Below are 24,709 nucleotides of genomic sequence, written 5' to 3'. Positions count from 1 at the left end.
GCGCCGGCTGCGGTGCCGCGACCATGCGGCACGGGCAATGCGGCCATATAGCGGGGGCTGAACTCGAAGGAAGGGACCGTTCATGAGCTGCAAAGCGCTGAGCTCCTCCTCTGGCACCGAACATACCGAGACCCACGCACAGGAGCGGCATGCGACCGTGAGTGCGTTCGGGCCGAGCGCCGAGCGCCGCGAGCCGTGCGCACCGGCGAATGTGTTTTGGCACGCAGGCACCGTTTCCGGCGAAGCACGCGCGCGCCGCTTCGGCTGCGCACCGCTCACCTTCTGGCTGACCGGCTTGAGCGGTGCCGGCAAGTCGACGATCGCATACGAGTTCGAAAACCTGCTGATTCGCGACGGGCAGCCGTGCGCGGTGCTCGATGGAGACAACCTGCGGCACCGACTGAACTGCGACCTCGGTTTTTCGGAGCGCGATCGTCATGAAAACGTGCGGCGCACGGCCGAGGTCGCCCGCTTGATGAACGAGAACGGGCTGGTCGTCGTAGCATCGCTCGTATCGCCGTACCGCGCCGATCGCGAGACTGCTAGGGCGATCGTCGGCGCTGACCGGTTCGTCGAAGTCCATGTGAGCACCTCGCTCGATGTATGCGAGTCGCGCGATCCGAAGGGGCTCTATCGCAAGGCGCGCAGCGGCGAGCTTCGTGGATTCACGGGCGTTTCGTCGCCCTACGAGCCGCCCGCTGAGCCCGCGCTGGTCGTCGATACGGCCGCGTTGACGCCGGCCAGTGCGGCGGCAGTTCTTCACGCCTACCTGCGTGAGCAAAGCGGAGGTGTCGATCGTGTCGCTCATGGCTGATCGTGCGAGCAGCGTGCCCGAGTCCCATGCGGCGCGGGCTTACGATGTCTTCAACGGCGACGCCGATGGCATATGCGCCTTGCATCAACTGAGGCTCGCGCGACCGTTGTCGGCCGCACTGGTGACGGGCGTGAAGCGCGATATCTCGCTGCTCGAGCGGGTGCCGCGAAGCGCGGGTATCGAGGTCACGGTGCTCGACATCTCGCTCGATGCGAATCATGCGGCGCTCGTCGATCTGCTCGATGCAGGCGCGCGCGTCGTCTATTTCGACCATCATGCGGCGAGCCATGCGTTCGCGCATACGCAGTTGCGTTTCGTATGGGACGACTCGCCAAACGTGTGTACGAGTCTCATCGTCGATCGCGAGCTCGGCGGGCGGTTTCGCCGCTGGGCGATCGCGGCCGCGTTCGGCGACAACCTCGACGGCGTGGCGCGGCGGCTGGCAGCCGACGATGGATGCACGGCGAACGAGACCGATGCGCTCGAGACGCTTGGCCGCATCCTCAACTACAACGCCTACGGCGAAACGCTCGCCGATCTGCACATTCCTCCGGACCGGCTTTATCGCGAGCTGCACCCATACGACGATCCGCTCGCCTTCATTGCCGATGCCGAGTGCTACAAGGCGCTGGCCGCCGGCTATCGTGCGGATCTCGCGCGCGTGGCGTCCGTCGAGCCGTATTGGCGGTGCGAGGGTGCGTCCGTCTATATGCTGCCCGATGCCGGCTGGGCACGGCGGATTTCGGGCGTGCTGGCGAACCGGCTTACGCAGTGCGAACCGGGGTGTTCGTTCGCAGTCCTCACTGAATGCGCGAGCGGTGCGTATGGCGTCAGCGTTCGCTCGGGCGACGCGCGGGCGCGGCCTGCCAACGTGCTGTGCGAGCGCTTCGCGAGCGGCGGCGGGCGGCGTGCGGCTGCAGGCATCAATCGATTGCCCGCGGATGAAATCGAGGCTTTTCTTGCTGCATTTCGCAGCTATTTCACCGGGACCGATCCGAGCGGGAGAGCGCCGGGACCGGGACCCGATCCAACCTAACCTACTCATTCGACCGAGACCAAACGATAAGGACTCCTGTCTATGAACAAGAGCAACCCGACCGGGGGAAACGGGAACCGTCCGGTGCCCGTGCTGATGATTCCGCTGCGCCGCTGCGGATCGCACGCGCTGCGGCTGCGACTCAATTTCAATCCGCAGTTCTACTCGCCGTATCCGCTGCATATCGTCGACTTCATGCCGCTTTTGCCGCTTTACGGCGACCTCGAAGACGACCACGCCTACTTCCGTCTGGTGAGCGATGTGGTTGGCCTGCAGGCCGTCAGCATGGTCAAGTGGCCTGGCGTCGTGTTCGATCCGGTCGAAATATTCGAGGCCATCCGCCGCGCGCCGCGCAGCGTGCACCGCATCGTATGGGAACTGCTGCTGCGCTCGGGGGAGGCACGGGGCGCACGCATCGTCATGGACAAGTCGCTCGACAGCGTTCACTACGCCGACGAGCTGATGCGGCTCATGCCCGATATGCGGTTTCTGAACGTCGTGCGCGATCCGCGCGCGCAAATCGCGTCGATGAACAAGGCGATCATTCACGACTTCGATACGCTGCTCAATGCGCGGACATGGGTCGAGGCGCATCGGGCGGCCGATTCGCTGCTCGAGCGCTATCCGGAGCGCGCGATGACGATTCGCTACGAGGATTTCCTCGAGGACCAGGAGGCTACGCTGAGGAAGATCTGCGGGTTTTTCGGCATCGACTATTTGCCGCAGATGCTCGACGTGTCCCGCTCGGTGGAGGCAAAGCAGATTGCGCAGATGTCCGCGCTCTGGTCGTCGAACTGTTTTGCGCCGATCCCGGCGAATATCGACAAGTACAAAGCGCAACTGTCGATCGACGAGATCGCGATCATCGAAACGCTGACCGCGCGGTATATGCGGCGTTACGGCTATGAGTTGGCGACCGATGCGGCGATCGAGATCGATCCATCGGCCTTCGATGCGGCGCGCCGTCTTTCGGATGAGCGTAAGCACGAAGCATGGCGAACTCTGGAGGCAACGAATTTCCGCGACTACGTATTGCGACGCCAGCGCGCCGAGTATCTCGCGACCGTGCGCGTTCGTATGGAGACGTTGCGCACCGCGCGCCAGCCGGCTGGCGTAGCGGACCGGCAGCGGCTCGACGAACTCGTGACGCCGTTCGAAGTGACCGACTGAGCGCGCGATCGGTTGCGGCGCATCGTCTATACAGACCCAAGGAGGGTCCCATGTCTGTGCCTTTGTCCTGGCTGCAAGCGCAAATTGCGCTTGCCGGCGCATCCGGCTTGTCGATCGGTTTCACGCTCGGGCTCGTCGGCGGCGGCGCCGGCACGCTGGCCGTCCCGCTGTTGCTGTACGTCGTTAAAATTGGCGATCCGCATCTTGCGATCGGCACGACGGCCGTGGCGATTGCGTTGACGGCACTCGTCAATCTCATCACCTATGCGCGCGCCGGTCTCGTGCATTGGCGCACGGGCGCGCTGTTCGCGACGGCGGGCGTGGTGGGCGCGTTTGCCGGCTCCACGTGGTCATTGCGCGTCGACGGTAGCGCCATGCTGCTGCTGTTGGCCGGCATCGTGGCGGTTGTCGGCGCGCTGATGTTCTCGCGTGCGCAGGGCGGCAACGCGTCCGAGCCGGGCCCGCTGCCGCGCGGGCGCGGATTGGCAACCGCGGGGGCGGGCGTTGCCGTCGGTAGCGTATCGGGCTTTTTCGGGGTGAGCGGCGGCTTTCTTTCCGTACCGGCGCTGCATTTGATTGCGCGCATTCCGATGCTCGAAGCGGTGGCGTCGTCGCTTGTTTCCGTTGTCGCGTTCGGCACGACGACGGGCCTCAACTATGCGATGGCCGGCAAGGTCAGCGTGCCGCTTGCGCTATCGCTCGTCGGCGGCGGGCTGGTGGGTGGGCGTGCGGGCATGCGCATGGCGAAGACCCTTGCGCGGCGCGGCGCGCTTCTGCGCCGGCTGTTCGCCCTGGTGTTGATCGCAATCGCGGCCTATATCGCCTATCGTAGTAGCGCGCCGCGCTGAACCGCCGGCTACCCTCCAACGAACAATCGTAGAACCTGAGACGAACACATGAGTACTATTTATCGATCGGAAGACTCGGTCATGGCGACGCGCACCGTCACGACGAACCGCATGGACCACCTGGACTGGCTGGAAGCGGAATCGATCCACATTCTGCGCGAGCTGGTAGCGGAATGCGCCAAGCCCGCGCTGCTGTTTTCGGGCGGCAAGGACTCGGTGGTGGTGCTGCACCTGGCGCTCAAGGCGTTCGGGCTGGGCGCGAACCGCAAGACGGTGCTGCCGTTTCCGCTGGTGCATATCGACACCGGTCACAACTATCCTGAAGTGATCGAGTTTCGCGACCGGCGCGCGGCCGAGCTTGGCGCCGAACTCGTGGTGGGGCATGTGGAAGATTCGATCAAGCGCGGCACCGTGCGGTTGCGTCGCGAGACGGACTCGCGCAATGCCGCGCAGGCCGTCACGCTGCTCGAGACGATCGCGCAGCACGGTTATACGGCGATGATCGGCGGGGCGCGCCGCGATGAGGAGAAGGCGCGTGCCAAGGAGCGCATCTTCTCGTTTCGCGACGAATTCGGCCAGTGGGATCCGAAGGCGCAGCGCCCGGAGCTGTGGAGTCTGTTCAACGCGCGGCTGCACGCGGGCGAGCATCTGCGCGTGTTTCCGATCTCGAACTGGACCGAGCTGGACATATGGCAGTACATCGGGCGCGAGCAGCTGGAGCTGCCGTCGATCTACTACGCGCACGAGCGCGAGATCGTGCGGCGCAACGGGCTGCTGGTGCCGGTGACGCCGCTCACGCCGCTGCGCGAAGGCGAGACGAGCGAGAAGGCGCGCGTGCGCTTTCGCACGGTGGGCGATATCAGCTGCACGTGCCCGGTCGAGAGCGATGCGGACGACGTCGAGAAGATCGTTGCCGAGACGGCGGTGACGGACATCACGGAGCGCGGCGCGACACGCATGGACGACCAGGCGTCGGAAGCGGCGATGGAGCAGCGCAAGAAGCAGGGTTACTTCTAAGCGCCCAGCACACGAAGGACACGAAGGACACGAGGCAGGACTTATGAACACACATGAACCGGCGGATCTCGGGGTGCTGCGCTTCATCACGGCGGGCAGCGTCGACGACGGCAAGAGCACGTTGATCGGACGGCTGCTGTACGACAGCAAGGCGGTGCTTTCGGATCAGCTCTCGGCGCTTTCGCGCGCGAAGATGAAGCGCACGGTGGGCGACGAGATCGACTTGTCGCTCTTGACCGACGGCCTGGAGGCCGAGCGCGAGCAGGGCATCACGATCGATGTGGCGTACCGCTATTTCGCCACGGCCAAGCGCAAGTTCATCATCGCGGACACGCCGGGCCACGAGCAGTACACGCGCAACATGGTGACGGGCGCGTCGACGGCGCATGCGGCGATCATCCTGGTGGATGCGACGCGTGTGACGTTCGAGGCGGGCCAGGCAGTGCTGCTGCCGCAGACGAAGCGCCATAGCGCGATCGTGAAACTGCTGGGGCTGCAGCACGTGATCGTGGCGATCAACAAGATGGACCTGGTGGAGTACAGCGAGACGCGTTTCAACGAGATTCGCGATGCGTACGTGCAGCTCGCGCAGCAACTGGGGTTGAACGGGGTGCGGTTCGTGCCGGTGTCGGCGCTCAAGGGCGACAACATCGTGCGGGCGAGCGAGCGCATGCCGTGGTACGCGGGCGAGGCGCTGCTGGACGTGCTCGAGGCGTTGCCGGTGGCGCCGCCCACGGGCGAGGCGCTGCGTTTTCCGGTGCAGTGGGTGGCGCGCCAGGACGGCGCGAGCGCGGACGACTTCCGCGGCTACATGGGCCGGGTCGAAGCGGGCGAGGTGCGCGTGGGCGACGTGGTGACGGTGCTGCCGGCGGGGCGTGAAGCGACGGTGGCGGAGATCGTGGCGCCGGTGGTGGGCGGCACGGCGGCGGTGACGCGCGCGTTTGCCGGGCAGACGGTGACGATCCGGCTGACGGAGGATGTGGACGTCTCGCGCGGCGACACGTTCGTGGCGGCGCAGCGTGCGCCGCAGCCGGCGAAGAAGCTGGAGGCGGACTTGTGCTGGTTCGACGAGGAGCCGCTATCGACGCAGCGCAAGTATCTGCTCAAGCAGACGACGAACACGGTGTTCGCGCGCGTGGGGGCGCTCAAGGAAGTGCTCGACGTACATACGCTCGCGCACACGAGCGAGCGTCATGCGCTGACGATGAACGACATCGGACGCGTGTCGCTGACGCTGCAAAAGCCGGTGGTGTGCGACGTATATGACGAGCAGCCGGCGACGGGCGCGTTCGTGCTCATCGACGAGGCCACGCATCATACGGTGGCCGCCGGCATGATTCGATGCTTCGAAGCATGAGCGGGACCGAAGTGCGCTGCCGACGGTAGGATTTTGCGTCCGCTGTTTGCGCCCGTTAATCTGCAAAAAAAGCGAGGGTACGCCCTCGCTTTTTCATTGCATGAATTTATTTGCCCAGTTCATAGCCGACGATGCCGCCTGCAACCGCACCGCCCACTGTACCGACGGTGCTGCCATGTGTGAGCTTGTTGCCCGCGTAGCCGCCCGCCGCCGCACCACCGAGCGTGCACCCACCGAGCAGCGTCAGCGCGGCGACGAGGGCACCTATTCGAGCGCGCTTGAATCGTACGAACTGAATCATGATGCAACCTCCGCATCGCTAGTCATACCGCATATCCAGCAAGGCGCGTGCCACCGAGGGCGGGGCGGGCTGAGTTCGCTGCCCGCCGTGCTTCCCTGAAGTCTAAGCCGGACACCGCCCCTGCTGCGCCTCACTCAATCTGCGCAGATCGAGAATCCGAATATCCTTGCCGTTGACCTCGATCAACCCGTCCTTCTGAAAGCGCGAGAGCGATCGGCTCACGGTCTCGAGCTTGATACCGAGAAAGCTGCCCAGTTCCTCGCGCGTCATGCGCAATACGAATTGCGTCGGTGAATAGGCGCGCGCTCGTAACCGCCCTGACAGATCCAGCAGAAAGCTCGCGACACGCTCGTCGGCCGTCATCGTACCCAGCAGCAGCATGAGGCCATTCTCGCGTACGAGCTCCGCGGAGAGCATGCGATAGACATGATGCTGCACCGCCTTCACTTCACGGCTAAGCAATTCAAGCAGCTGAAATGGCATCACGCATACGCTGCTGTCTTCGAGCGCGATCGCGTCGCTCGCGCATTGCCCGTTCGAGATGCCGTCGAGTCCCAGCGGCTCGCCGGCAAGATAAAAGCCGGTGACCTGTTCGCGACCGTCGGGGAGCAGGGTTACCTTCTTGAAGGAGCCCGTGCGCACCGCATAGACGTTCTTGAACGTATCGCCCACGCGATAAAGTGCTTCGCCCTTCCTGATCTGGCGATAGGCGAGCACGAGATCGTCCATTTCCCGGGTGCATGCCAGATCCTCAGGGTTCATTGCGCAAAACTGCCGCATTGCGCAACTCTTGCACGATTCGGCCGGCAGCGGCCTGGCCGTCGTCGAGGAATGCGGGACCTCGTATCCGTACCGTTCGGAAGCACGCTCGCGAGCGACTAACATTTCGTTCTCCTCAATGCATTTGAAGCAAGCTTCGCTGTTTGGCGGGCCGTTGTCACTCGATCGGCCGCGGCCAACCGTCGCACTGCGCGTTTGCATTGGCATCGGCCGCGACAGGCCGTTGCGGCTCAGGCCAGACGGCGCGCGGCGGCGAGGGTGGCCTGCGGCAAATCGGCACTGTCCATGACATGGATCAAGGGCTGGCCGTAGCGATATTGGTTTAATGGGGCAGTTTCGGGGCCGCAATGGTTGGGCCGCGATATCGTCGCGGAGCCGGGCGAGCATCATCACGCCGGACACCGCCTCGCGCGCTCGTGGGAACGTACCGTGCGCCCAGCTCCGGGGCGCGCGGTGAAGCTCGGCCGGACGATATCGCAGGATTTCCATCATTGCGTGTCATTGACTAGAATCATCGGCACAGCCACACAAAGTCGCATTGCCGTTCCGGTTCGCACTGTGTGCGTGCCTTCGCGTACACCGAGTCGCCTATCGATCCGTCGCCGGAGACGATGACTGATGCTAAGAAGAACTGTCGCTGTCGCCTTGTCGTGCCTTGTCTGGATGAGCATGGTCCGCGCTGAGGATCATGTTGGCGAACGCGCGCCGGATACCATGGAGGCGCGCGTATTGGGCTGTGCCGCTTGCCACGGTGGGCACGGCGAAGGCACCAATAACGATTACTTCCCGCGATTGGCGGGCAAGCCCGCCGGCTACCTCTACAACCAGTTGATCGCGTTTCGCGATGGGCAGCGGCAATACCCGCCGATGAACTACCTGCTCGCCTATCTGCCCGATGCGTATCTGCGCAAGATTGCGGATTACTTCGCCGCTCAGCGTCCCCCCTATCCGCCGCCTTTGACACCGGCCATCCCGGCTGCGCTGCTCGCGCGCGGCGCGCAGCTCGTAAAAAGCGGCGATCCGGCGAACGACATTCCCGCCTGCGCCGCGTGTCACGGTGCCGCGTTGACCGGCAGGGAGCCCGGCATTCCGGGACTGCTGGGATTGCACGCCGAGTACGTGAGCGCACAACTCGGCGCCTGGCGCTATGGCACGCGCAAATCGGTCGCGCCCGATTGCATGCATACCGTCGCATCGCGTCTTTCGAACGATGACATCACGGCGGTTGCCGCGTGGCTCGCGGCATCGCCCGGACCGGCCAATCCGGCGCCCGTCGCCAGGGGAAGCCTGAAATTGCCGCTCGCCTGCGGCAGCGAACCGCAATGACGGAGTATCCGGTGTCCGCATTTTTCCTCTTCCTTCGACACAGGCTGACGAGCCTCTGCGCACCTTTCGTGCTCGCTGCCTCGTGCACGGTCGCGTTCGCTCAAGGCCCGAGCCCCACGGCTGCCGATACGGTCAAGCGCGGCGAATATCTCGCGCGCGCCGGCGACTGCATCGCGTGCCATACGAAACCGGGCGACAAGCTTTTCTCCGGTGGCCGGCCCATGCCGACACCGTTCGGTACCCTCTATTCGCCGAACATCACACCCGATAACGAAACCGGCATCGGGCAATGGAGCGCCGACGAGTTCTACTCGATGATGCACACCGGCCGCTCGCGCGACGGCGCGCTGCTCTATCCCGCGATGCCGTTCGGTGCCTACACGAAAGTCACGCGGGCCGACAGTGACGCGATCTTCGCTTATCTGAAGTCCGTGCCGCCCGTGCGGCAACCCAATCGGCCGCATGAACTGCGCTTTCCGTACAACAACCGGCAACTTCTGATCGGTTGGCGCACGCTCTATTTTCACGAAGGCGAATACCAGCCCGACCCGACCCGCTCCGTCGAATGGAATCGCGGCGCCTATCTGGTCGATGGGCTCGGCCACTGCTCGATGTGCCACACCGCTATCAACGCGCTCGGAGGCAGCTCCGAATCGACGGCGTTCGAAGGTGGTCTGATTCCGATGCAGGACTGGTACGCGCCATCGCTCACGTCGAACAAGGAGGCCGGTCTCGGCGATTGGAGCATCTCCGACATCGCCGATCTGCTGCAAAAGGGCGTTTCCCGCCGCGGAGCCGTGTATGGACCGATGGCGGAAGTCGTCTACGACAGCTTGCAATACCTGTCCGACGACGACGTGCGTGCGATGGCGGTCTACCTGAAGTCGTTGCCGCAACACGGCGGAGCGACCAGCGGTTCGAACGGGAACGTATCGCGCGAAGAACGGGGACTGCTGTTCACGCTCGGCGGCAAGATCTATCAGGCGCAGTGCGCCAGTTGTCATGGCAAGTCCGGCGAGGGCAAGCTGCCCGACTTCCCGCCGCTTGCGAACAACCAGTCGATTCAAATGACATCGGCCGTCAATCCGATCCGCATGGTGCTCAACGGGGGATACGCCCCCGGCACGGCCCGCAACCCGATGCCGTACGGTATGCCGCCTTTCGCGCAATCGCTGACCGACGATGAAGTGGCTGCTGTCGTCACGTATATCCGGACCGCCTGGGGCAACCGCGGCGCGCCTGTCTCGGCGAAGGAAGCGAACGCACTGCGCTCCGCTGCCTTGTATTGATTGGAGGACGCCATGAACACCAACGAAGTGCGCGCGCCGGTCGAGCCCGGCGATGACCGGCAGGTCGAGGAAATCGTCCGCTCCGGGCCGCGCGGCGCCCTCGCCGTTGCGGGCATCGCCACGGCCATCGTCATCGCGTTGTGGTTCGCGTTCTACTTCCTCGTCTTTCTACCTCGCGGCGTCATTTACTGATCGAACGACATGTCGAACACTCCCCACCCCGGCCACTCGGACGGCGCGGACGTCGTAGAGCGCATCGAGCGCAACTGGGCGATCGTTGCGGTCGGCCTCATCGCCGTGCTCGTCGCCATGGTCGTCTATACGGGCTTGCATTGGGCCATGATGCCGCCGTCGCGCGTCGAGACCATCGACCCGACGACGCTGCACGTGACGGGCGAATTCATCGAGAGCAATCTCGGCACGGCGCGCGAAGCCGATGGCTCGGTGACGGTGCGCGTCGTCGCGCAGCAATACTCGTTCACGCCGCAGTGCATTCTCGTTCCGGCCGGCACTCCGGTGACGTTTCGTGTGACGAGCGCCGATGTCGTGCATGGCTTTCTCGTCACCGATACCAATATCAATTCCATGGTCGAGCCCGGTTACGTATCGACCTTCAAGACGAAGTTCGACAAGCCGGCCGAGCATCTGATGCCATGCCACGAGTACTGCGGCACAGGTCACGAAGGGATGTGGGCCAATGTGAAGGCGATCGATCGCGCCGAATTCGACAAGCTCGCGGCAACTGACCGGAGACTCAGCTGTGTTAAATAACCGACGTCTCGTGCTTGCGCACTTCTGGTTCGCGTTCGCGACCTTCGGCGTGGCGCTGCTGCTCGGCGCGTGGCAGATGTACGTGCGTTCCCCGCTGCATGCATGGCTTCGCCAGCCCGAGCTCTACTACCGCTCGGTCACGGCGCACGGCTCCGTCATGGGCTACGTCTTCCCGACGCTGATCGCGATGGGTTTCGGCTATGCGATCACCGAGCTTTCGCTGGGCCAGACGCTGCGCGGCAAACGCTGGGCATGGGCGGGCTGGTGGCTCGTCGTGGTCGGCTCGCTCATGGCGATGGTGACCGTCGCGCTCGGCAGTGCCTCGGTGCTCTACACGTTCTATCCGCCGATGATCGGCAGTCCTTTCTATTACCTGGGCGTCGTGCTCGTCGTCGTCGGGTCGTGGATATGGGTTGCGCTGATGTCGATCAATCTGCACGTCTGGAAACGCGCGAACCCGGGCAAGCCCGTGCCGTTGCCGATGTTCGCTAACGTGGCGGGATCGTATCTGTGGGGCTGGACCGCTGTCGGCGCCGCGCTCGAAATCCTGTTTCAGATTCTGCCTGTCGCGTTCGGGCTCAAGTCGACGATCGATTCCGGGCTTGCCCGCGTGTTTTTCTCGTGGACACTGCATGCGATCGTTTATTTCTGGCTGATGCCCGCTTACATCGCCTACTACACGCTCGTGCCGCGCGCCGTCGGGGGGCGCCTGTACAGCGATGGCATGGCGCGCATTTCGTTCATTCTGTTTCTCGTCGTGGCGATGCCGATCGGCATCCATCACCTGTTCGCCGACCCGCAGGTGGGCTCGGGCTTCAAGTTCCTGCAGTCGGTCTTCACGGCGCTCGTTTCGGTGCCGACACTGCTGACCGTTTTCACAATCTGCGCATCGGTGGAAATCGCCGGGCGGCTGCGCGGGGGCCGCGGCGCATTCGGTTGGCTGCGCGTGCTGCCGTGGCACGAACCGATGATGCTCGCCGTGGCGTTTTCGTTCGTCATGCTGGGTTTCGGCGGCGCGGGCGGGCTCATCAACATGAGCTACCAGCTCGATTCGACCATTCACAACACGCAGTGGATCACGGGCCACTTCCATCTGATCTTCGGCGGCGCCATCGTCATCATGTATTTCGCCATCGCCTACGAGCTGTGGCCGCAATTGACGGGGCGTGCGCTATCGAGTGTCACGCTGATGAAGTGGCAGCTCTGGCTATGGTTCATCGGAATGATCGTGACGACGTTTCCGTGGCACTACGCCGGCATTCTCGGCATGCCGCGACGCATGGCGTACTTCGATTTCAGCAATCCGGCCCTGGCGCCCGAGGCGATCACCGTCACGATGTCGACCGTCGGCGCGTTGATCCTGGTCGCATCCGCAGTCCTGTTTTTCATGGTGTTGGTGCGCGGGCATCGCGGTGCCGCGGTGACGCCCGCGCAGTTCGAATTCGCGACGGCCGTGCATCCGCCCAAGACGCTTCCCGTCGCGCTCAACAGCTTCGGGTTATGGCTTGCGCTGATGATCGGGCTGACGGTGGTCAACTACGGTTACCCGATCGCGCAACTGCTCGTGCTCAAGGAGACCGCGGTGCCCGCGGTCTGGATGGGGGGCCAGCGATGACGACGGAACGGCTTTTCTCGCTGCGCAACCGATGGTTCGCACTGAGCGTCGGATCGACGGTTGGGATCGCGGCCGTGGCGGCGCTCATCGGCTTCGTCTGGCTGCCTTCGGTCCAAACCGATGCGCAGTTCACCGGCATCTGGAATGCGATCTGCAGCGCGGCGGGCGTGCCGCAAAAGTGGCTGATCTCGACTCCGCTCACCTCGCGCGTGAAGACGAGCGATGTGGTGTTGACGCCGTCCACGCTCGGCAATGTCGATGCACTTTCGATCGGCCGCGGCGCCACGCTTTCGTTGCGGTGCACGATGTGCCACGGTCCGCAGGGGCTGAGCCAGGCGAACTCGCCCAATCTGGCCGGCCAATATGCGTTGGTCATCTACAAGCAGTTGCGCGATTTTCAAAGCGGTGCGCGCACCAATGCCGTCATGACGCCGATGGTCGCGACGCTGAACGATGAGGACATGCGCGACCTGGCGGCCTACTACGCGGGCTTGCCGCGTCCGGCCGGCTATCACCCCGCATCGCAGCCGGTGCCCGATATCGTTGCGGTCGGCTCGCCGATGCGCAACATTGCGCCGTGCGCGTCATGCCACAGCGCAGCGGATCGCAAGCTGGGCGCACCGTGGCTCGAGGGCGAGCCCGCCGTCTATATTCGTGCGCAATTGCAGGCGTTCGCGTCGGGCGATCGCCATAACGATACGAGCGAACAAATGCGCAATGTCGCTCGACAGATGACGGCAGGTGAGATCGAGGCTGCGGCGCAGTACTATGCGAGCCAGCGGCCGTAGCTATCGTTGCCCCGCGTCCGCAGGCGCGGCGCAACGACGATCTTCATTCCGTGCGAGCGCTCGCACGAGCCTTGCCGCTCATTACCGCGTGATCGAGTGGCAAGGCGGTGGTCTGCTTGACGACTTCCATGGCGAAGCTGGCGCTCACATCGAGCAGCTCGGCGACTTTGATCAGCCGTTTGTACACACTGTCGTACCCCGCGATGTCCGGCACGACCACCTTCAGTAGATAGTCGACCTCGCCCGACATGCGATAGATCTCGACGATCTCGGGTACCGTCGCGACGCCCTTCAGAAACCGTGCGGTCCAGGCATCGTTGTGTTGGCTCGCGCGAATCATGACGAAAGCGGTGAGCCCCAGATTGAGCTTCGCCGGATCGCAGAGCACCACCTGCTTGCGAATCACGCCTTCCTCGCGCAGCCGCTGGATGCGCCGCCAGCAGGGCGTCGGCGACAGATTGACGGCGCTTGCGATTTCGTTCAGGCCGAGCGAAGCATCTTCCTGCAATAGCGTAATTATTTGCGCGTCTATTCTGTCCATAGCCAATCTGCTGAAAAAGTTTTTCAAGTATAGGCGTAGTACGCGTATGACGCGAAGGCAATGCGGCCACGAACTGTCGATACGGACAGCGAAGGGCTTCGGTGTCCGTCACGGTGCTTCGCCTCGTCAAAGGAGCTCGTCCCCCTTGCCGTATTAAATTGGGCTTCGTATTCGAGAGAGGGGCAAGCGATGACTATTTCGTTATTCAGACGCACATCGGCTCACGGCGTTGGCGATAGCGCCGATCGACCCGGACCGAGGCATGCGCGGGTTGCGACCGAGCCCGCAGCGAACTCGCTGCCTTCGACGTTGGGCGGGCTTCGACGATTGGAGAACGGGCTGCGCAAAGTGTTGCCGCAGCCATTGGCCCGTTCGTTGTTCACCCGCCTCGCGCCGCTTCCTTCAGCGAACAAAGGCTCGGCGGACTCGGCTCGCTCACACCATGAAGACGCCGGCGCTGGGCGCGCACCCGTGGACAATCGCGGCGCGCGCTTTTCCAGCACCCCGGGCCCCGACCTCGTCGAACTGGCTGCGGCGCTCGTGGACTTCGAGAACGAGACGGTGCGTTACCTCGAGATCGGAAGCATTCTTGATAAATGCGAGACCGGGCGCGCCGCGATGAACGACGATCTCGCCCAGGCCGTCTTTCGTGCGATCGCGTCGTTTCAGGATACGCCGCGGGGCGAGTTGCTCGATCGCGCGCTCCACTTGGTTTGCCGCGATCCGAATTTGAACGTTTCAGCGCAGACACTGGTGTACGACGAATGGTTTCCGGACGAATGCGAGCAAGTCTTCAAGCATATGTATGCCGCGGTGATGGCGTCGGAAGACACCCCGGAACGGGCCGCGCGGCTCGCAACGCTTACCGCGCTGCTTTATCGATTGCCGCCTTTGGCCCACGACGAAGCTGTCGATAAAGTGGTTGAAGTGATCGCCGGGACGGAAAGCATGGAAAACAGGTGGGCGCCGCTGACCGAACTGCGCAGGCATGCGGACCGCCTGTGGCACGACAGCCATGACAGAGCGTACCTGCTGCGGGTGATCGAGCAGCTCGGTGGCAAAGCCGTCATAACGTTGCAGCACGTCTGATCGTATGCGTGGCGGTCGGTTCTCAGAAACGGTATATACTGTTTGCATCGTTTGCCGACAGGAAGACCACCATGACTGATGCAACCACGCCGAAGCGCGCTACGGGCAGGACGGCGGGCGTGCCGAAACACGCGAACGGGCATGCGAGAGCGCACAGCGACGCTCGGTCCATTCAAGTGAATGAAGCAGCTACTGAGCCGGCGCATGTTTCCGTCAAGGCGGGGAAAAAGGGCAGAACCGGGAAGACGGCCGCAGCCGTGCCGGCGCCCGAAAAAACCAAGCGCCAGAAGAAAGAGAAGGTGGTGCGCGACAGTTTCACGATGCCCAAATCGGACTACGAGCGGATTGCGTCGCTCAAGCAGAAGTGCCTCGACGCCGGCGTCGCGGTCAAGAAGAGCGAGTTGCTGCGCGCCGGGCTGATCCTGCTCGACGCATTGCCGAGCAAACGTCTCGTCGCAGCGGTCTCGACGGTCGAAACGGTGAAAACCGGCCGCCCCGCGAAGGACTGAGTTCTCGTCGTGCCGCAGCATGCCGTCGAAAATAAAACGACGCAGGCTGTAACCGCGTATGCGGACATCGCGAATTAATGCACAGCTTCCTTGATCGGCCGACGCCTCTCGCGCGATGCGTCGGCCCCGTGCATCTTCTCGATGGAGACCGACATGCAAACTGCTCATTCCGGGGCCGCGGCTTCCCCTGCCGTAACGGGCCTGCGCGGACGATGGAACCGGCTCGCCGATCTGGCGTCGCGAAGCATCAGCCATTCATTGCTGGCACTCGTGTGCCGCGCGGCCATTGCAGCGATTTTCTTTCTTTCGGGGCGCACCAAGGTCGCCGGATTGCTGACGCTGACGCCCGGCACCTACCAACTGTTCCGCGACGAATACAAGATTCCGTTGATTCCCCCGGAAATTGCCGCGCACATCGCCGCCTATTCCGAGCATTTCTTTCCGTTGCTGCTCGTGCTTGGGCTCTTTACGCGTGGCGCGGCGTTGGCACTGCTCGGTATGACGACCGTGATCGAAGTGTTCGTCTATCCCGATGCGTGGCCTACGCATCTTTCATGGGCAGGACTGTTGCTTTACCTGGTTGCACGCGGCGCGGGCTCCGTTTCGCTCGACCGGTGGCTCGGTATCAAGTAACGAGTCGTCCCCCTACGCGATCGTGCGAAGCTTGGCCGCGAGCGCTTTCAAGCCCCGATGCACGCCCACCTTGACCGCCGATTCGGACAACCCCGTCAGTTGCGCCGTTTCGGCGACGGAAAGTCCCTCGAGCTTCACATGCTGAATCGGCAGGCGCTGCTTGTCGGGGAGTTGCTGCAGCAGCTTGCCCAGATCTCGGCGGGCCGAGGCGGGCTCGTCGTCGCACACGGCGAAGATATCGATGTAATCGTCGATGGGATCGTGCAGCGACTCGCGCCGCGCCCGCGCGCGAAAGAAATCCATCAACTTGTAGCGTGCGATGGCGTGCACCCACGCCGTGAGCGGTTCGTCCGCCCGATAGGTGTGGCGCCCGTTATGGACCGCGAGCAGGATTTCCTGCACGAGATCTTCGACGTCGTCGCTCAATTGCGGAATGCGTCTGCGCAGGAAGCCGCGAAGATGGCGCGTCAGCTCGCTCAGAAACGTCTGATAAGCGAGCGCGTCCCCGGCCATTGCATCGATGAGCAGGGCTCTAAGGCGAGTCTCTACCGATTGCACGTCGTATCCGTCGGCGAATTCACCAGTGCAGCCATTTGGGGCCCAGCAGTGCCCCGGCCACGGTCGGCACGAGCATGCCGAGGACATACCAGAGCGCCCAGAACGCGACGCTCATCTCCGGGCAATGCAGGCAGTAGGCGATAGTGGCCGTGGCGCCGGCCAGCAGCCCCGTGGCCGCGCCGGCGAGGCGCAGGTTAGTCGGCGCAAGCCCACGTACGGCCGCAAATGAGGCCACGAACCCTGGAATCGACAAGAACGCGATATTGAAAGGGCAGGAGCGCCAAGTTTCGCCCATCACCAGCGCGACGCGCGCACCTGCCGGCGCCAGCAGCACGACGATGAGCCCCGCCAGCCAGACGGCGGCGACGGGCACGCCGATCCCGGCCCACGCCAGACCGACGCGTGCGCCCGGGCGTGCGAGCCGGATCGTGACGCCGAGCGCGCCGGCGGCGAGCGCGACGGGCAGCGCGACCTTGGCCCAGAAAATCGGCGTGGCCGACACGGTGCCAATGTCGGGCCGGACGCCATAGACGGTCACGACCAGCAGCGTCGCGCCGAGCGCGGCTGCAAGCAGCGCCCAGCCGAAGCGCCGGGCCACCACGTGCCGATCGACCGGTGTGACGCCTTTTGCTAGCAACGAGACCAGTAAATCGGTTTCCATGTCCATATACCTCGGTTCATGAATATAGTTCGCTGCGCGCGCCGTTGCGGTTACAGCGCGGGGCGAAATCGCGATTATCGTTCGAAAGTGTGCGGTTTGTGTAACCGTCGGCCCGTATCGTGCGAACTAAGAAGCAGTCGCGGGCGCGATGGTTTTCGTCCGTTTTTATTCTCATATTGATGAAGGCTTACATCATGCATGCGAGCGACATGGGCGGAAGTATCCGAACGATCGTTTCGGTGTACCAATGAACGGCAGGGCTATGAGCACGCAGCCGCAGCCGATACTGCTCGGGGCTGGCCTGGGCCTCAAGCCGGCGCACTACGAGGACGCCCGGAGCGCACGTATGCCCGGGCTCTGGTTCGAAGTGCACCCCGAGAATTACATGGTCGACGGCGGCCCGCGCCTGGCGTGGCTCGAGACGATTCGCGCACATCACCCGATATCGCTGCACGGCGTAGCGCTTTCGCTGGCGGCGGCCGCACCGCCAGACGAAACCCACCTCCTACGCCTGAAAACGCTCGCGCAACGCGTGCAGCCGGCGCTGGTTTCCGAGCATCTCGCGTGGTCAGCCTGGCGCGGGCATTATCTTCCGGATTTGCTGCCGTTTCCGCGCACCCACGAGGCGCTTGCGCGCATCACCGCGAATATCGAACGTACGCAAGAAGTGCTCGGCCGCCCGATCGCCATCGAAAACCCCGCTCATTATTTGACGATCGAGGGGCATGAGTGGAGCGAAACCGATTTCTTGCGCGAACTGTGCCAGCGCACCGGCTGCGGCCTGCTTCTCGATGTCAATAATGTCTACGTCAGTGCGCGCAACGTGGGCGTCGACGCGCACGCATATATCGACGCAGTCCCGGCCGATCGCATCATGGAGATCCATCTCGCCGGTCATTCGCTCGATGCCGGCACCTCACCGGCGCTCGTCATCGATTCGCATGACGCCGCGATTGACGATGCCGTCTGGGCACTCTATAGGCATGTCATCGAGCGAGTGGGCCCGCGACCGACGTTGATCGAGCGCGACGACAACATCCCGGCGTTCGACGTACTCTGCGGCGAGCGCGGCGTCGCACAGGCGTTGCTCGATGGTGCGGCCCGATACGGTCGCGACGGCAGCCGGACCGAGAACGAGGTGGGCGCATGAACGGTTCGCTCGAGCGCTTCCAGGACGCATTCGCCGATGCGCTTTTCGGTGCCCAACCCGGCGACGAACGCGTGGCACGCCTTCACGAACAGCCCGGCTTCTCGGTATATCGCAATACGGTGTTCAAGGGCTGCGTCGATGCGTTGCAAGCCAATTTTCCGGCTGTAGCGCGGCTCGTCGGCGAGGCGTGGTTTCGCTCGGCTGCTGCGAGCTACGTCGGTGAGCATGCGCCGGCCGACGCGCGTCTTGTCCACTACGGTGCGGACTTCGCCGCTTTCCTCGAAGATTTTGAGCCGGCGCGCGGCATGCCATATCTTGCGGAAGTGGCCCGCCTCGATGCGCTTTGGGTGCAAGCGCATACAGCGCCTGATGAGGTACCGATCGATGCCGGCGCGGTGGCGACGTTATCGGCCGAGGTGCTCGGCCAAGCGATATTGCGCCCGCATGCTACCGCCCGCTGGATCGCGTTCGATACGATGCCGGCATTCACGATCTGGCGCGCGAACCGAGAAGGGTGGGACGTTCCGGACGATCTCGTGTGGCAAGGCGAGCGGGCGTTGCTGCTCCGTGCCTTCGGCGAAGTCACATGGCAACCGCTTAGCGTGGCGGGCTATGTGTTTCTCGATGCGTGCGCCGTGGGCCAGCCGTTCGATGCGGCGGCGGCGCGGGCGCTCGAGGCGCAGCCCGAGGCAGCACTCGGCGATGTCGTCGGCGAATTGTTGGGTGCGGGTACGTTTAGTGCTGTCAAAACGGAACGGCGATGAACGCGCATTGAGCTGCGATGGCTCCCTGAGCCGCAGACCGAAGGTCCGACGATGCCCGTTGCGCGCATGCGCCCATCGCCTACACTGGGGAGTGCCGTCTGCCGGCCGGGGTGACGGCTCCGACGAATCGGGCGCCGCAGCCGAACCGACTCCAGCGGGCGAATGACGGCAAGGGCCGCGAAGTCACACCGCTGCCCGGGCTCATCTGGAACGAAGGTCAACGAAGGAGTCCCATCATGTTGCAAACGAGCGAGATCCAGAAACGCTTCAGTCATCTACAACAAACCATCGGCGAAGCATCGCGCACCTGCGGAAGCAGCCAATCGGTCCCGCAAGATCTGAAAAAATGTGTCGAGCAGCTCGACAGCGAATGCCAGAAGGCGCAGTCCGTCATGGCTTCTCAGGACCAGGATCAGATGCGTGAATGCATCGATCAGATGGAGAGCATCAGCGATCGCGCGGAGCGCGCGTGCAAGAGCGCCGGCGGACTCGACGCGAAAGTGAAGCAGTGCGTCGATACGCTGCATAACGAATTGTCCGATTTCAAGCATCAGCTGCACTGATGCGCATCGGTTCGTACTGCGAAGTTCGTCGCAGTACGAATTGCACTGCATGAATCGTTAGCCGTGAAACGGCACGGCCGTGCAACGCTTCATGCCTGCTCCGGAGCCGCGCGGACCACTGCGGCTCCTTGGACAATCGCTCTGGCGAGAGCATGCCCGAGCCCCATCGCAATGAAGCCGACGGCAAAGTGAGCCAATTGGACCACCCAGTGGAGCGAACCCGGCAACAGCTGCAGCTGCGCGACGCCGAGCACCGGCACGATCACGCTCCAGGCAAGCGCGAACAGTACGAAGCCGAGACGAACCCGTGCGAGCAGCGCCAACGCCACCAGCACCCAAAGCGATAGAACCAACAGCGCGCCAAGCAGCATGTGCAGCGGGACGAGCGACAGTGCGTGGCCCGACCAAAACAGGAAGCCAAGGACGATAAGGGCGAGCCCTGAGAGACTCACCACGAACCGTGCAGCGACAACAGTGCGTTTCATGTTAGCTGACCTCGCATCGATTGGAACGGGAGGGGAGAAAGGCCGGCAATAGGCCACACGGGGCCTGCTGAAGGATCGGTGCCGATCAATAGAGAGACGCCGTGGCGGCTCCGCTGAACAACAGCGCGAGCTGCAACGCGGAGAATACCAAGATTGCGCCGATCGCACCGATGGCGAGCGCACGACGGGCGCGTGTCGTGCGAAAGCGGTAGCGCAATGCGACGCGCGCAAGCGCCCTGTTCGCCCCGATGCTGCCTAGACCGATCAGTGCGACGGTGGTCGCTACGCCGGCCGCCATCGCGAAGGTGGCTGCGATGCCCGCAGCGGTAGCGTGAACCGCCATCGATGTAACGAGCGCGAAAATCGCGCCGACGCACGGGCGCGCGCCGGAGGCCAGCCCGAGCATGAAGATCTGCTTGAGCCGCGAGCGCGATGCGTCGTTGCCCATAGCCGGTACGTCGATTGCCGTTTGAAATCGAGGCGATGTATTGCCGCGCGGCATGCTCGACAGGCTTGCCAGGGGGCTGCGCAAATAGACGCCTTGTGTTGTTGCGTCGTCGGGGCGTGCAGCATCGACGGCGGTTGAAACCGTGAGAGGTGGGCCGATTTCATCGCCACGGGGGAACCGCACAGCCGGCGGTTCGTCGCAGCATCGATCGCGCGCGCGGCTCGATCTGATCGCCCATGCACTCGTCGCGCAGAGCAGCGCGTAGCTGACGATCTCCATGGATGCCGCGTGCGGCATGACACGCGTGAGCCCGGCGTGGGCGAACCATGCTGCGCCCAGCACGAGGCCGATTGCCGTCAGTGCCTGAACGATCGCTGTCCATGTGCTCAACAGGACAGCATCGCCAACGCGGGCCCTGCGAGAGCCCAGATAGGTAGTGACGACGAGCTTACCGTGACCCGGTCCGAGCGCATGCAGCGAGCCGTAGCCGAACGACACGATCACCAAAGTCGCCCACGCGGCCCATGATGCGCCATGCGGCCACTGCGCCAGGAAGCTTTCAATGCGGGCGTTGAAGTCCGCCTGGACATGCAGCCAGTTGCCGATGGCCGAGCGCACCGCGCTCGGCATATTGCGGATCCACCATGACGGCGGCGCGGCGGCGCTCGGTGGTGCCGAGGCTGCCGTTGCAGCGGAATCTGCCGGTTGGCCGAATACGTCGAGCGCTTGAGCCTGCGCGCCGATGCAAGCGCTGAACAGCGCGAGCGCGACCAACACACAGACCACCGATAACCTGTTTGGGGCGCGGAGGATATATCGCCGTGCGCACGAGCGTGCGTTCGCCAAGCCGGCATACGCGCGACGAGAGGATAGGCGTGCGGCGGCTAACATGTGATTTCACTCGCGCTCGGCAAGACGAAGCCGTTGAAAATCGGGTGCATCTTGTCGACGAATGATCGAGTCGAGCAGTTGTGCGGCGAACCAGGCCCGAACGATACGGGCGAGTCCGCCTCGGGTTCGTAATCGACGTAGTACGAGGGGTCCCAGATGCCGAGGACTACTTTCTTGCCCCTCACATCGACCGGTGAAACAAGCGGTAGCCGAAACGAATAGACGATCTTGCCGCCATCCACGGATACCTTGAATCCGGTCGGCTCGCCGACGGTTTTCGGGTCGCCGTCGACGAAAACATGCGTGAAGTAGCCACTGTGCGCGAGCGATACAAAGGCTTGATCGTGGAAACGCTTCGTTTGAGCCGCATCGAGCGGCCCGTTCGCCGGCAACTGGTCGACGCCGACGAGCTGCACCGGAAAGCCTTCCGTAAAGCGCCAATGCTCCTCGATCGCGACGATCGAGGTACCGTCCGTTTGGACGATCGCCGCGTACTTTATCCAGACGTGCGGATGCGCCAGTGCGATGTTTGCCGGCAATAACAGGCAAACCAACGAGATTCGCGACAGCGCGAGGGCAAGGCGAGTGCGGCAGAGCATTGGGTGGGCATTGCGCGGCGGTGGAAAGTGGCGCTCATTATCACATCCGATCGATGTATGCCGGTCATTCAGCCGCGCCGGTAACGGATTTGCCGACGTGTAACGCACGCAGCCCGATTCGCGCATCGTCGGATTCTCCCGAAGGCCGAATCTGCGGCATGAAAAGCGCGAATACGGCGAATGCGGCGGTCGCCGCCATCGACAGCGCCACGAATCCGGTCGCAAACCCGAAGCGATCTACGACGAAGCCTCCTATCAGATTGCTCAACGTTAGTGTGACGAGGTCATGAGACGATAGCGGAAATTACGCCCTATGACGAAGCAACTGTGACCAAGAAGAGCAAGAACCCCAAGGCGCCGAAGCTGTTCCCCGGTGAGCTAATCGATCAACTGCTGGCGCAGGTGCAGAACAAGGATGCCGAGTCGATTGTCGGCGAATCGGGCCTGGCCGGGCAACTGAAGAAGCAACTGGTTGAGCGCGTGCTGGTGGCGGAGCTGAGCCACCACCTGGCAACCGAAGCTGAGCAAGGCAAGAGCAGCAACCACCGCAACGGCACGAGGGCCAAGACGGTCCTCACGCCCAATGGCGAACTGAAGCTAGATATTCCGCGCGATCGACAGGCGACGTTCGAGCCGCAGCTGGTGGGCAAATATCAGCAGCCGGCTGCCGGGCTTCGACGATCACGTCATCAGCATGTACGCTCGCGGCATGAGCGTGCGCGAGATCCAGGGTCATTTGCTGGAGCTGTATGGGCTGCAAGTTTCGCCCGATCTGATTTCGACCGTCACCGATGAGGTGCTGGCCGAGGTCGAACAATGGCAGCAACGCCCGCTCGAGGCGATGTATCCGATCGTCTATTTCGACGCCCTGCGGCTGAAGATCCGCGACGAAGGCACGGTCAAAAACAAGGCCGTGTATTTTGCGCTGGGCATTCGGGCCGATGGCCGCGGGTACGAGGTGGTGATGATTAGAGGGAAGCTGAGGGCGGATAAGCTGCCAAGGTAATCACGGATAGGGCTAGAGAAATTGCATGCAGACGAACGATGCCGACGTGCGCGAGTTGCGCGATCGATGGAAGGCAGGAAAGTACAAGGACGTGCTCGAGGCGATTAAGGGTGCCTTGCCGGACGACGCATGGGTGCCTTTGTGTGACACCCTGCCTCATTTTGTGGATGGATCGCCAACGCTTGACCTGCGCAGTGCCGTGCTACTTGCTTGCAAGCTGAAAAACTTGGAATTGGCCGGCAGTCATCTTGGCATCGGAGTGTTCGATGGTACGCAGTTCGAGGAGGTCGGGTTTCAAGGCGCGATCCTTGATGGCGCATCCTTCCGAGGATGTGACTTCTATCTGGCGCAGATGCTTCCCATCTACGGTGACGGCACCGATTTCCGCCACGCGCGATTCCGGAAATCGTTTATTGATTATGCCAAGTTGAAGAACGCCGACTTTTCCGGTGCGACTTTTTCTGACGGAGGTCTGGATTGTTCCGAACTCACCGTTTGCAATTTTTCTGGCGTGCTGGTCGAGCGAAACCGATGGCGCAGGAACACGATGACACGATGCGATTTCGTCGCGGCCCGCTTCGTGGAGTGCAGACTGACGGTATCGAGGTTCGACGGCGGGCGGCTGGTCAATGTCACATTCGAGAATTGCGACTTGAGCGGAGTGGACTTCCGGGGTGCGGACCTGACGGGTGTACGGTTTCTTGGCGGCACGTTTGGTGACGTTCAGCAGGGTCACATGACCTACCGGACTCGGTTCGACGATACGCCGGAGGCGCGCCGTGCCGTTTCTGTCGGTAGTACGGAGAATCGGCATACCATCGAATGGTGTCCAGTTGTGCCTGATTCCAGCAAACCCGCCCCCCAGGTCGCTCGGCCGAAGTTGAAGGGCTTGCCCGGTGAGCAGGTACCGCAGAGCGGATGGTGGGTCAGTCCGGCACTTGGCAGTGAACACGGGCGGCGTTATTTCAAGTCGGGGGAGAAATTTCCGGACATTAAATCGACGGACTGGGGACTCGTGATCTGGACCTACAACTCCGCCGATTAGGGCTGATCCGACGGATGAGTGAACGTCGCTTCGCCTCGCTGGCGAAGATAGTTCCGGCGGAGCAGTTGCCGCTTGTCGTGTCTCGGTCTCCGAAGGGGGCGCGCCACGTTACCGGGCGGCAAACTTCGACGCCGCCAGTCAATAAACATGACTACTGTAGCTCGATTCTCTTTATTGGCCACTGCGTTACTGGCTTCCCAACTGGTGTGGTGCGCACAGGATCGGTCCGAGATGGATTTTCCAAACCATGCGCGACTGGTCTACTCGGCCCCCGGTATCGCCTGACCTGAGTCGTACCTTCGGACCCGGTTGGACACGTTTCACAATCACTCGACCTGACGGCAGCACGCTGCCGATCGTCCCGGACGAAACACTCACCGCCGATGGCGGAGTTATTTTTTCGACTGTTGACGCTAGCGCGCGTTCGCACGACGGACGCTATGTCGTGCTCGATCTCACTCGTAACGGGGTAACGGAAACCGAGCACGGTAAGCCCTCCGTTGAAAGTCGGGAGTTTTGTCCGATCCTTGACACCCAGACCGGGTGCGTCGCACGCGACGATACCGGTGTAGTCTGCGGTGGATCGTGGGACGACAAGAGGGCGTTTTCACTGGTGAACATGCCAGCGGGAACCCCGTAAGCTTGCAAGCGGCGT

Annotated in this window: 28 protein-coding genes and 1 pseudogene; 20 read left to right on the top strand and 9 right to left on the bottom strand. The window is 63.1% G+C overall.

Going from position 1 to position 24,709, the window contains the following annotated elements; translation table 11 throughout:
* Positions 1-82: 82 nt before the first annotated feature.
* From cysC to ACR9ZC_RS26575, 6 genes are read left to right on the top strand one after another with little or no spacing between them, the layout of a single operon-like run.
* Positions 83-814: an adenylyl-sulfate kinase gene (cysC, locus tag ACR9ZC_RS26600; protein WP_481582544.1), complete on the top strand. Its 732-nt coding sequence runs from the start codon at positions 83-85 to the stop codon at positions 812-814.
* A complete protein-coding gene (locus tag ACR9ZC_RS26595; RefSeq protein WP_481582543.1) occupies positions 807-1,850 on the top strand; it encodes a DHH family phosphoesterase in 1,044 nt (347 codons plus the stop codon). The genes cysC and ACR9ZC_RS26595 overlap by 8 nt, the downstream gene beginning before the upstream one ends.
* 42 nt (positions 1,851-1,892) lie before the next feature.
* Positions 1,893-3,020, top strand: a complete 1,128-nt coding sequence (locus ACR9ZC_RS26590; protein ID WP_481582542.1) for a sulfotransferase family protein — start codon at positions 1,893-1,895, stop codon at positions 3,018-3,020.
* A gap of 50 nt (positions 3,021-3,070) precedes the next feature.
* On the top strand, positions 3,071-3,868 hold the full coding sequence (locus ACR9ZC_RS26585) for a sulfite exporter TauE/SafE family protein (protein ID WP_481582541.1): 798 nt from the start codon (positions 3,071-3,073) through the stop codon (positions 3,866-3,868).
* 48 nt (positions 3,869-3,916) lie between these two features.
* Entirely contained in the window at positions 3,917-4,885 is a 969-nt protein-coding gene (cysD, locus tag ACR9ZC_RS26580; RefSeq protein ID WP_481582540.1) for a sulfate adenylyltransferase subunit CysD, read from the top strand.
* 43 nt (positions 4,886-4,928) lie between these two features.
* Entirely contained in the window at positions 4,929-6,242 is a 1,314-nt protein-coding gene (locus ACR9ZC_RS26575) for a sulfate adenylyltransferase subunit 1 (RefSeq protein WP_481582539.1), read from the top strand.
* Positions 6,243-6,348: 106 nt separating this feature from the next.
* Here the strand turns inward: ACR9ZC_RS26575 and ACR9ZC_RS26570 are convergent, their stop codons facing one another.
* Both ACR9ZC_RS26570 and ACR9ZC_RS26565 read right to left on the bottom strand, forming a co-directional pair.
* Complete coding sequence (locus tag ACR9ZC_RS26570) at positions 6,349-6,543, bottom strand: glycine zipper 2TM domain-containing protein (protein ID WP_331570298.1); 195 nt, start codon at positions 6,541-6,543, stop codon at positions 6,349-6,351.
* Between the two features lie 102 nt (positions 6,544-6,645).
* Entirely contained in the window at positions 6,646-7,428 is a 783-nt protein-coding gene (locus ACR9ZC_RS26565) for a helix-turn-helix domain-containing protein (protein WP_481582538.1), read from the bottom strand.
* 558 nt (positions 7,429-7,986) lie between these two features.
* Here ACR9ZC_RS26565 and ACR9ZC_RS26560 point away from each other — a divergent pair.
* From ACR9ZC_RS26560 to ACR9ZC_RS26535, 6 genes are read left to right on the top strand one after another with little or no spacing between them, the layout of a single operon-like run.
* Positions 7,987-8,649: a c-type cytochrome gene (locus ACR9ZC_RS26560; RefSeq protein ID WP_481582782.1), complete on the top strand. Its 663-nt coding sequence runs from the start codon at positions 7,987-7,989 to the stop codon at positions 8,647-8,649.
* Entirely contained in the window at positions 8,646-9,938 is a 1,293-nt protein-coding gene (locus tag ACR9ZC_RS26555) for a c-type cytochrome (RefSeq protein ID WP_414720255.1), read from the top strand. Before ACR9ZC_RS26560 ends, ACR9ZC_RS26555 begins: the two co-directional genes overlap by 4 nt.
* Positions 9,939-9,950: 12 nt before the next feature.
* A complete protein-coding gene (locus tag ACR9ZC_RS26550; RefSeq protein ID WP_481582537.1) occupies positions 9,951-10,130 on the top strand; it encodes a cytochrome c oxidase subunit 2A in 180 nt (59 codons plus the stop codon).
* A gap of 9 nt (positions 10,131-10,139) precedes the next feature.
* A complete protein-coding gene (locus ACR9ZC_RS26545) occupies positions 10,140-10,709 on the top strand; it encodes a cupredoxin domain-containing protein (RefSeq protein WP_481582536.1) in 570 nt (189 codons plus the stop codon).
* Positions 10,699-12,324 (top strand): cbb3-type cytochrome c oxidase subunit I, encoded by a 1,626-nt coding sequence (locus tag ACR9ZC_RS26540; protein ID WP_331570292.1) that lies wholly within the window; start codon positions 10,699-10,701, stop codon positions 12,322-12,324. The genes ACR9ZC_RS26545 and ACR9ZC_RS26540 overlap by 11 nt, the downstream gene beginning before the upstream one ends.
* On the top strand, positions 12,321-13,112 hold the full coding sequence (locus ACR9ZC_RS26535; protein ID WP_481582535.1) for a c-type cytochrome: 792 nt from the start codon (positions 12,321-12,323) through the stop codon (positions 13,110-13,112). Before ACR9ZC_RS26540 ends, ACR9ZC_RS26535 begins: the two co-directional genes overlap by 4 nt.
* 43 nt (positions 13,113-13,155) lie before the next feature.
* Here the strand turns inward: ACR9ZC_RS26535 and ACR9ZC_RS26530 are convergent, their stop codons facing one another.
* Entirely contained in the window at positions 13,156-13,653 is a 498-nt protein-coding gene (locus ACR9ZC_RS26530) for an Lrp/AsnC family transcriptional regulator (RefSeq protein WP_481582534.1), read from the bottom strand.
* A gap of 471 nt (positions 13,654-14,124) precedes the next feature.
* Between ACR9ZC_RS26530 and ACR9ZC_RS26525 the strand changes: the two genes are divergently transcribed.
* From ACR9ZC_RS26525 to ACR9ZC_RS26515, 3 genes are all read left to right on the top strand, one after another.
* On the top strand, positions 14,125-14,742 hold the full coding sequence (locus ACR9ZC_RS26525) for a hypothetical protein (protein ID WP_481582533.1): 618 nt from the start codon (positions 14,125-14,127) through the stop codon (positions 14,740-14,742).
* 71 nt (positions 14,743-14,813) lie between these two features.
* The gene (locus tag ACR9ZC_RS26520; protein ID WP_481582532.1) at positions 14,814-15,251 is read left to right on the top strand and encodes a hypothetical protein; all 438 of its coding nucleotides are present in this window, start codon (positions 14,814-14,816) and stop codon (positions 15,249-15,251) included.
* A 153-nt stretch (positions 15,252-15,404) separates the two neighbouring features.
* Positions 15,405-15,884: a DoxX family protein gene (locus ACR9ZC_RS26515; protein ID WP_481582531.1), complete on the top strand. Its 480-nt coding sequence runs from the start codon at positions 15,405-15,407 to the stop codon at positions 15,882-15,884.
* A 12-nt stretch (positions 15,885-15,896) separates the two neighbouring features.
* Here the strand turns inward: ACR9ZC_RS26515 and ACR9ZC_RS26510 are convergent, their stop codons facing one another.
* Both ACR9ZC_RS26510 and ACR9ZC_RS26505 read right to left on the bottom strand, forming a co-directional pair.
* The gene (locus tag ACR9ZC_RS26510; protein WP_481582530.1) at positions 15,897-16,442 is read right to left on the bottom strand and encodes a sigma-70 family RNA polymerase sigma factor; all 546 of its coding nucleotides are present in this window, start codon (positions 16,440-16,442) and stop codon (positions 15,897-15,899) included.
* Between the two features lie 19 nt (positions 16,443-16,461).
* Positions 16,462-17,103 carry a DUF1109 domain-containing protein gene (locus tag ACR9ZC_RS26505; protein ID WP_331570278.1) on the bottom strand — a complete coding sequence of 214 codons (642 nt, stop codon included), beginning with the start codon at positions 17,101-17,103 and terminating at the stop codon, positions 16,462-16,464.
* A 262-nt stretch (positions 17,104-17,365) separates the two neighbouring features.
* Here ACR9ZC_RS26505 and bufB point away from each other — a divergent pair, with 262 nt between their 5' ends.
* The 3 genes from bufB to ACR9ZC_RS26490 all read left to right on the top strand — a co-directional run bounded on the left by bufB (position 17,366) and on the right by ACR9ZC_RS26490 (position 19,580).
* The gene (gene bufB, locus ACR9ZC_RS26500; protein WP_481582529.1) at positions 17,366-18,253 is read left to right on the top strand and encodes an MNIO family bufferin maturase; all 888 of its coding nucleotides are present in this window, start codon (positions 17,366-17,368) and stop codon (positions 18,251-18,253) included.
* Positions 18,250-19,017, top strand: a complete 768-nt coding sequence (locus ACR9ZC_RS26495) for an HvfC/BufC family peptide modification chaperone (protein ID WP_481582528.1) — start codon at positions 18,250-18,252, stop codon at positions 19,015-19,017. The genes bufB and ACR9ZC_RS26495 overlap by 4 nt, the downstream gene beginning before the upstream one ends.
* 236 nt (positions 19,018-19,253) lie before the next feature.
* Entirely contained in the window at positions 19,254-19,580 is a 327-nt protein-coding gene (locus ACR9ZC_RS26490) for a hypothetical protein (protein ID WP_440560755.1), read from the top strand.
* An 89-nt stretch (positions 19,581-19,669) separates the two neighbouring features.
* On the opposite strand, the gene ACR9ZC_RS26485 is transcribed toward ACR9ZC_RS26490, so the two are convergent.
* The 4 genes from ACR9ZC_RS26485 to ACR9ZC_RS26470 form a co-directional block, all read right to left on the bottom strand.
* Entirely contained in the window at positions 19,670-20,065 is a 396-nt protein-coding gene (locus ACR9ZC_RS26485) for a hypothetical protein (RefSeq protein ID WP_481582527.1), read from the bottom strand.
* Between the two features lie 85 nt (positions 20,066-20,150).
* Positions 20,151-21,290, bottom strand: a complete 1,140-nt coding sequence (locus ACR9ZC_RS26480) for a nickel/cobalt transporter (protein ID WP_481582526.1) — start codon at positions 21,288-21,290, stop codon at positions 20,151-20,153.
* A gap of 107 nt (positions 21,291-21,397) precedes the next feature.
* Positions 21,398-22,003 carry a DUF1007 family protein gene (locus ACR9ZC_RS26475; protein ID WP_481582525.1) on the bottom strand — a complete coding sequence of 202 codons (606 nt, stop codon included), beginning with the start codon at positions 22,001-22,003 and terminating at the stop codon, positions 21,398-21,400.
* Positions 22,004-22,067: 64 nt separating this feature from the next.
* On the bottom strand, positions 22,068-22,271 hold the full coding sequence (locus ACR9ZC_RS26470) for a hypothetical protein (protein ID WP_481582524.1): 204 nt from the start codon (positions 22,269-22,271) through the stop codon (positions 22,068-22,070).
* 122 nt (positions 22,272-22,393) lie between these two features.
* On the opposite strand from ACR9ZC_RS26470, the pseudogene ACR9ZC_RS26465 reads away from it, so the two are divergent.
* Both ACR9ZC_RS26465 and ACR9ZC_RS26460 read left to right on the top strand, forming a co-directional pair.
* Positions 22,394-22,949 (top strand): annotated as a pseudogene (locus tag ACR9ZC_RS26465) (IS256 family transposase); the annotation flags it as partial.
* 85 nt (positions 22,950-23,034) lie between these two features.
* On the top strand, positions 23,035-24,054 hold the full coding sequence (locus ACR9ZC_RS26460) for a pentapeptide repeat-containing protein (protein WP_481582523.1): 1,020 nt from the start codon (positions 23,035-23,037) through the stop codon (positions 24,052-24,054).
* Positions 24,055-24,709 lie beyond the last annotated feature (655 nt).

This window comes from Trinickia sp. HAY1-2D (assembly GCF_056754935.1).
This window is presented reverse-complemented; position numbering and strand designations above follow the sequence as displayed.

What these genes read in the sequence shown, in the direction of transcription:
- cysC (WP_481582544.1), top strand. Translation starts at nt 83, where the DNA reads ATGAGCTGCAAAGCGCTGAGCTCCTCCTCTGGCACCGAACATACCGAG.
- ACR9ZC_RS26595 (WP_481582543.1), top strand. Translation starts at nt 807, where the DNA reads ATGGCTGATCGTGCGAGCAGCGTGCCCGAGTCCCATGCGGCGCGGGCT.
- ACR9ZC_RS26590 (WP_481582542.1), top strand. Translation starts at nt 1,893, where the DNA reads ATGAACAAGAGCAACCCGACCGGGGGAAACGGGAACCGTCCGGTGCCC.
- ACR9ZC_RS26585 (WP_481582541.1), top strand. Translation starts at nt 3,071, where the DNA reads ATGTCTGTGCCTTTGTCCTGGCTGCAAGCGCAAATTGCGCTTGCCGGC.
- cysD (WP_481582540.1), top strand. Translation starts at nt 3,917, where the DNA reads ATGAGTACTATTTATCGATCGGAAGACTCGGTCATGGCGACGCGCACC.
- ACR9ZC_RS26575 (WP_481582539.1), top strand. Translation starts at nt 4,929, where the DNA reads ATGAACACACATGAACCGGCGGATCTCGGGGTGCTGCGCTTCATCACG.
- ACR9ZC_RS26570 (WP_331570298.1), bottom strand. Translation starts at nt 6,543, where the DNA reads ATGATTCAGTTCGTACGATTCAAGCGCGCTCGAATAGGTGCCCTCGTC.
- ACR9ZC_RS26565 (WP_481582538.1), bottom strand. Translation starts at nt 7,428, where the DNA reads ATGTTAGTCGCTCGCGAGCGTGCTTCCGAACGGTACGGATACGAGGTC.
- ACR9ZC_RS26560 (WP_481582782.1), top strand. Translation starts at nt 7,987, where the DNA reads ATGAGCATGGTCCGCGCTGAGGATCATGTTGGCGAACGCGCGCCGGAT.
- ACR9ZC_RS26555 (WP_414720255.1), top strand. Translation starts at nt 8,646, where the DNA reads ATGACGGAGTATCCGGTGTCCGCATTTTTCCTCTTCCTTCGACACAGG.
- ACR9ZC_RS26550 (WP_481582537.1), top strand. Translation starts at nt 9,951, where the DNA reads ATGAACACCAACGAAGTGCGCGCGCCGGTCGAGCCCGGCGATGACCGG.
- ACR9ZC_RS26545 (WP_481582536.1), top strand. Translation starts at nt 10,140, where the DNA reads ATGTCGAACACTCCCCACCCCGGCCACTCGGACGGCGCGGACGTCGTA.
- ACR9ZC_RS26535 (WP_481582535.1), top strand. Translation starts at nt 12,321, where the DNA reads ATGACGACGGAACGGCTTTTCTCGCTGCGCAACCGATGGTTCGCACTG.
- ACR9ZC_RS26530 (WP_481582534.1), bottom strand. Translation starts at nt 13,653, where the DNA reads ATGGACAGAATAGACGCGCAAATAATTACGCTATTGCAGGAAGATGCT.
- ACR9ZC_RS26520 (WP_481582532.1), top strand. Translation starts at nt 14,814, where the DNA reads ATGACTGATGCAACCACGCCGAAGCGCGCTACGGGCAGGACGGCGGGC.
- ACR9ZC_RS26515 (WP_481582531.1), top strand. Translation starts at nt 15,405, where the DNA reads ATGCAAACTGCTCATTCCGGGGCCGCGGCTTCCCCTGCCGTAACGGGC.
- ACR9ZC_RS26505 (WP_331570278.1), bottom strand. Translation starts at nt 17,103, where the DNA reads ATGGAAACCGATTTACTGGTCTCGTTGCTAGCAAAAGGCGTCACACCG.
- bufB (WP_481582529.1), top strand. Translation starts at nt 17,366, where the DNA reads ATGAGCACGCAGCCGCAGCCGATACTGCTCGGGGCTGGCCTGGGCCTC.
- ACR9ZC_RS26495 (WP_481582528.1), top strand. Translation starts at nt 18,250, where the DNA reads ATGAACGGTTCGCTCGAGCGCTTCCAGGACGCATTCGCCGATGCGCTT.
- ACR9ZC_RS26490 (WP_440560755.1), top strand. Translation starts at nt 19,254, where the DNA reads ATGTTGCAAACGAGCGAGATCCAGAAACGCTTCAGTCATCTACAACAA.
- ACR9ZC_RS26485 (WP_481582527.1), bottom strand. Translation starts at nt 20,065, where the DNA reads ATGAAACGCACTGTTGTCGCTGCACGGTTCGTGGTGAGTCTCTCAGGG.
- ACR9ZC_RS26475 (WP_481582525.1), bottom strand. Translation starts at nt 22,003, where the DNA reads ATGCTCTGCCGCACTCGCCTTGCCCTCGCGCTGTCGCGAATCTCGTTG.
- ACR9ZC_RS26460 (WP_481582523.1), top strand. Translation starts at nt 23,035, where the DNA reads ATGCAGACGAACGATGCCGACGTGCGCGAGTTGCGCGATCGATGGAAG.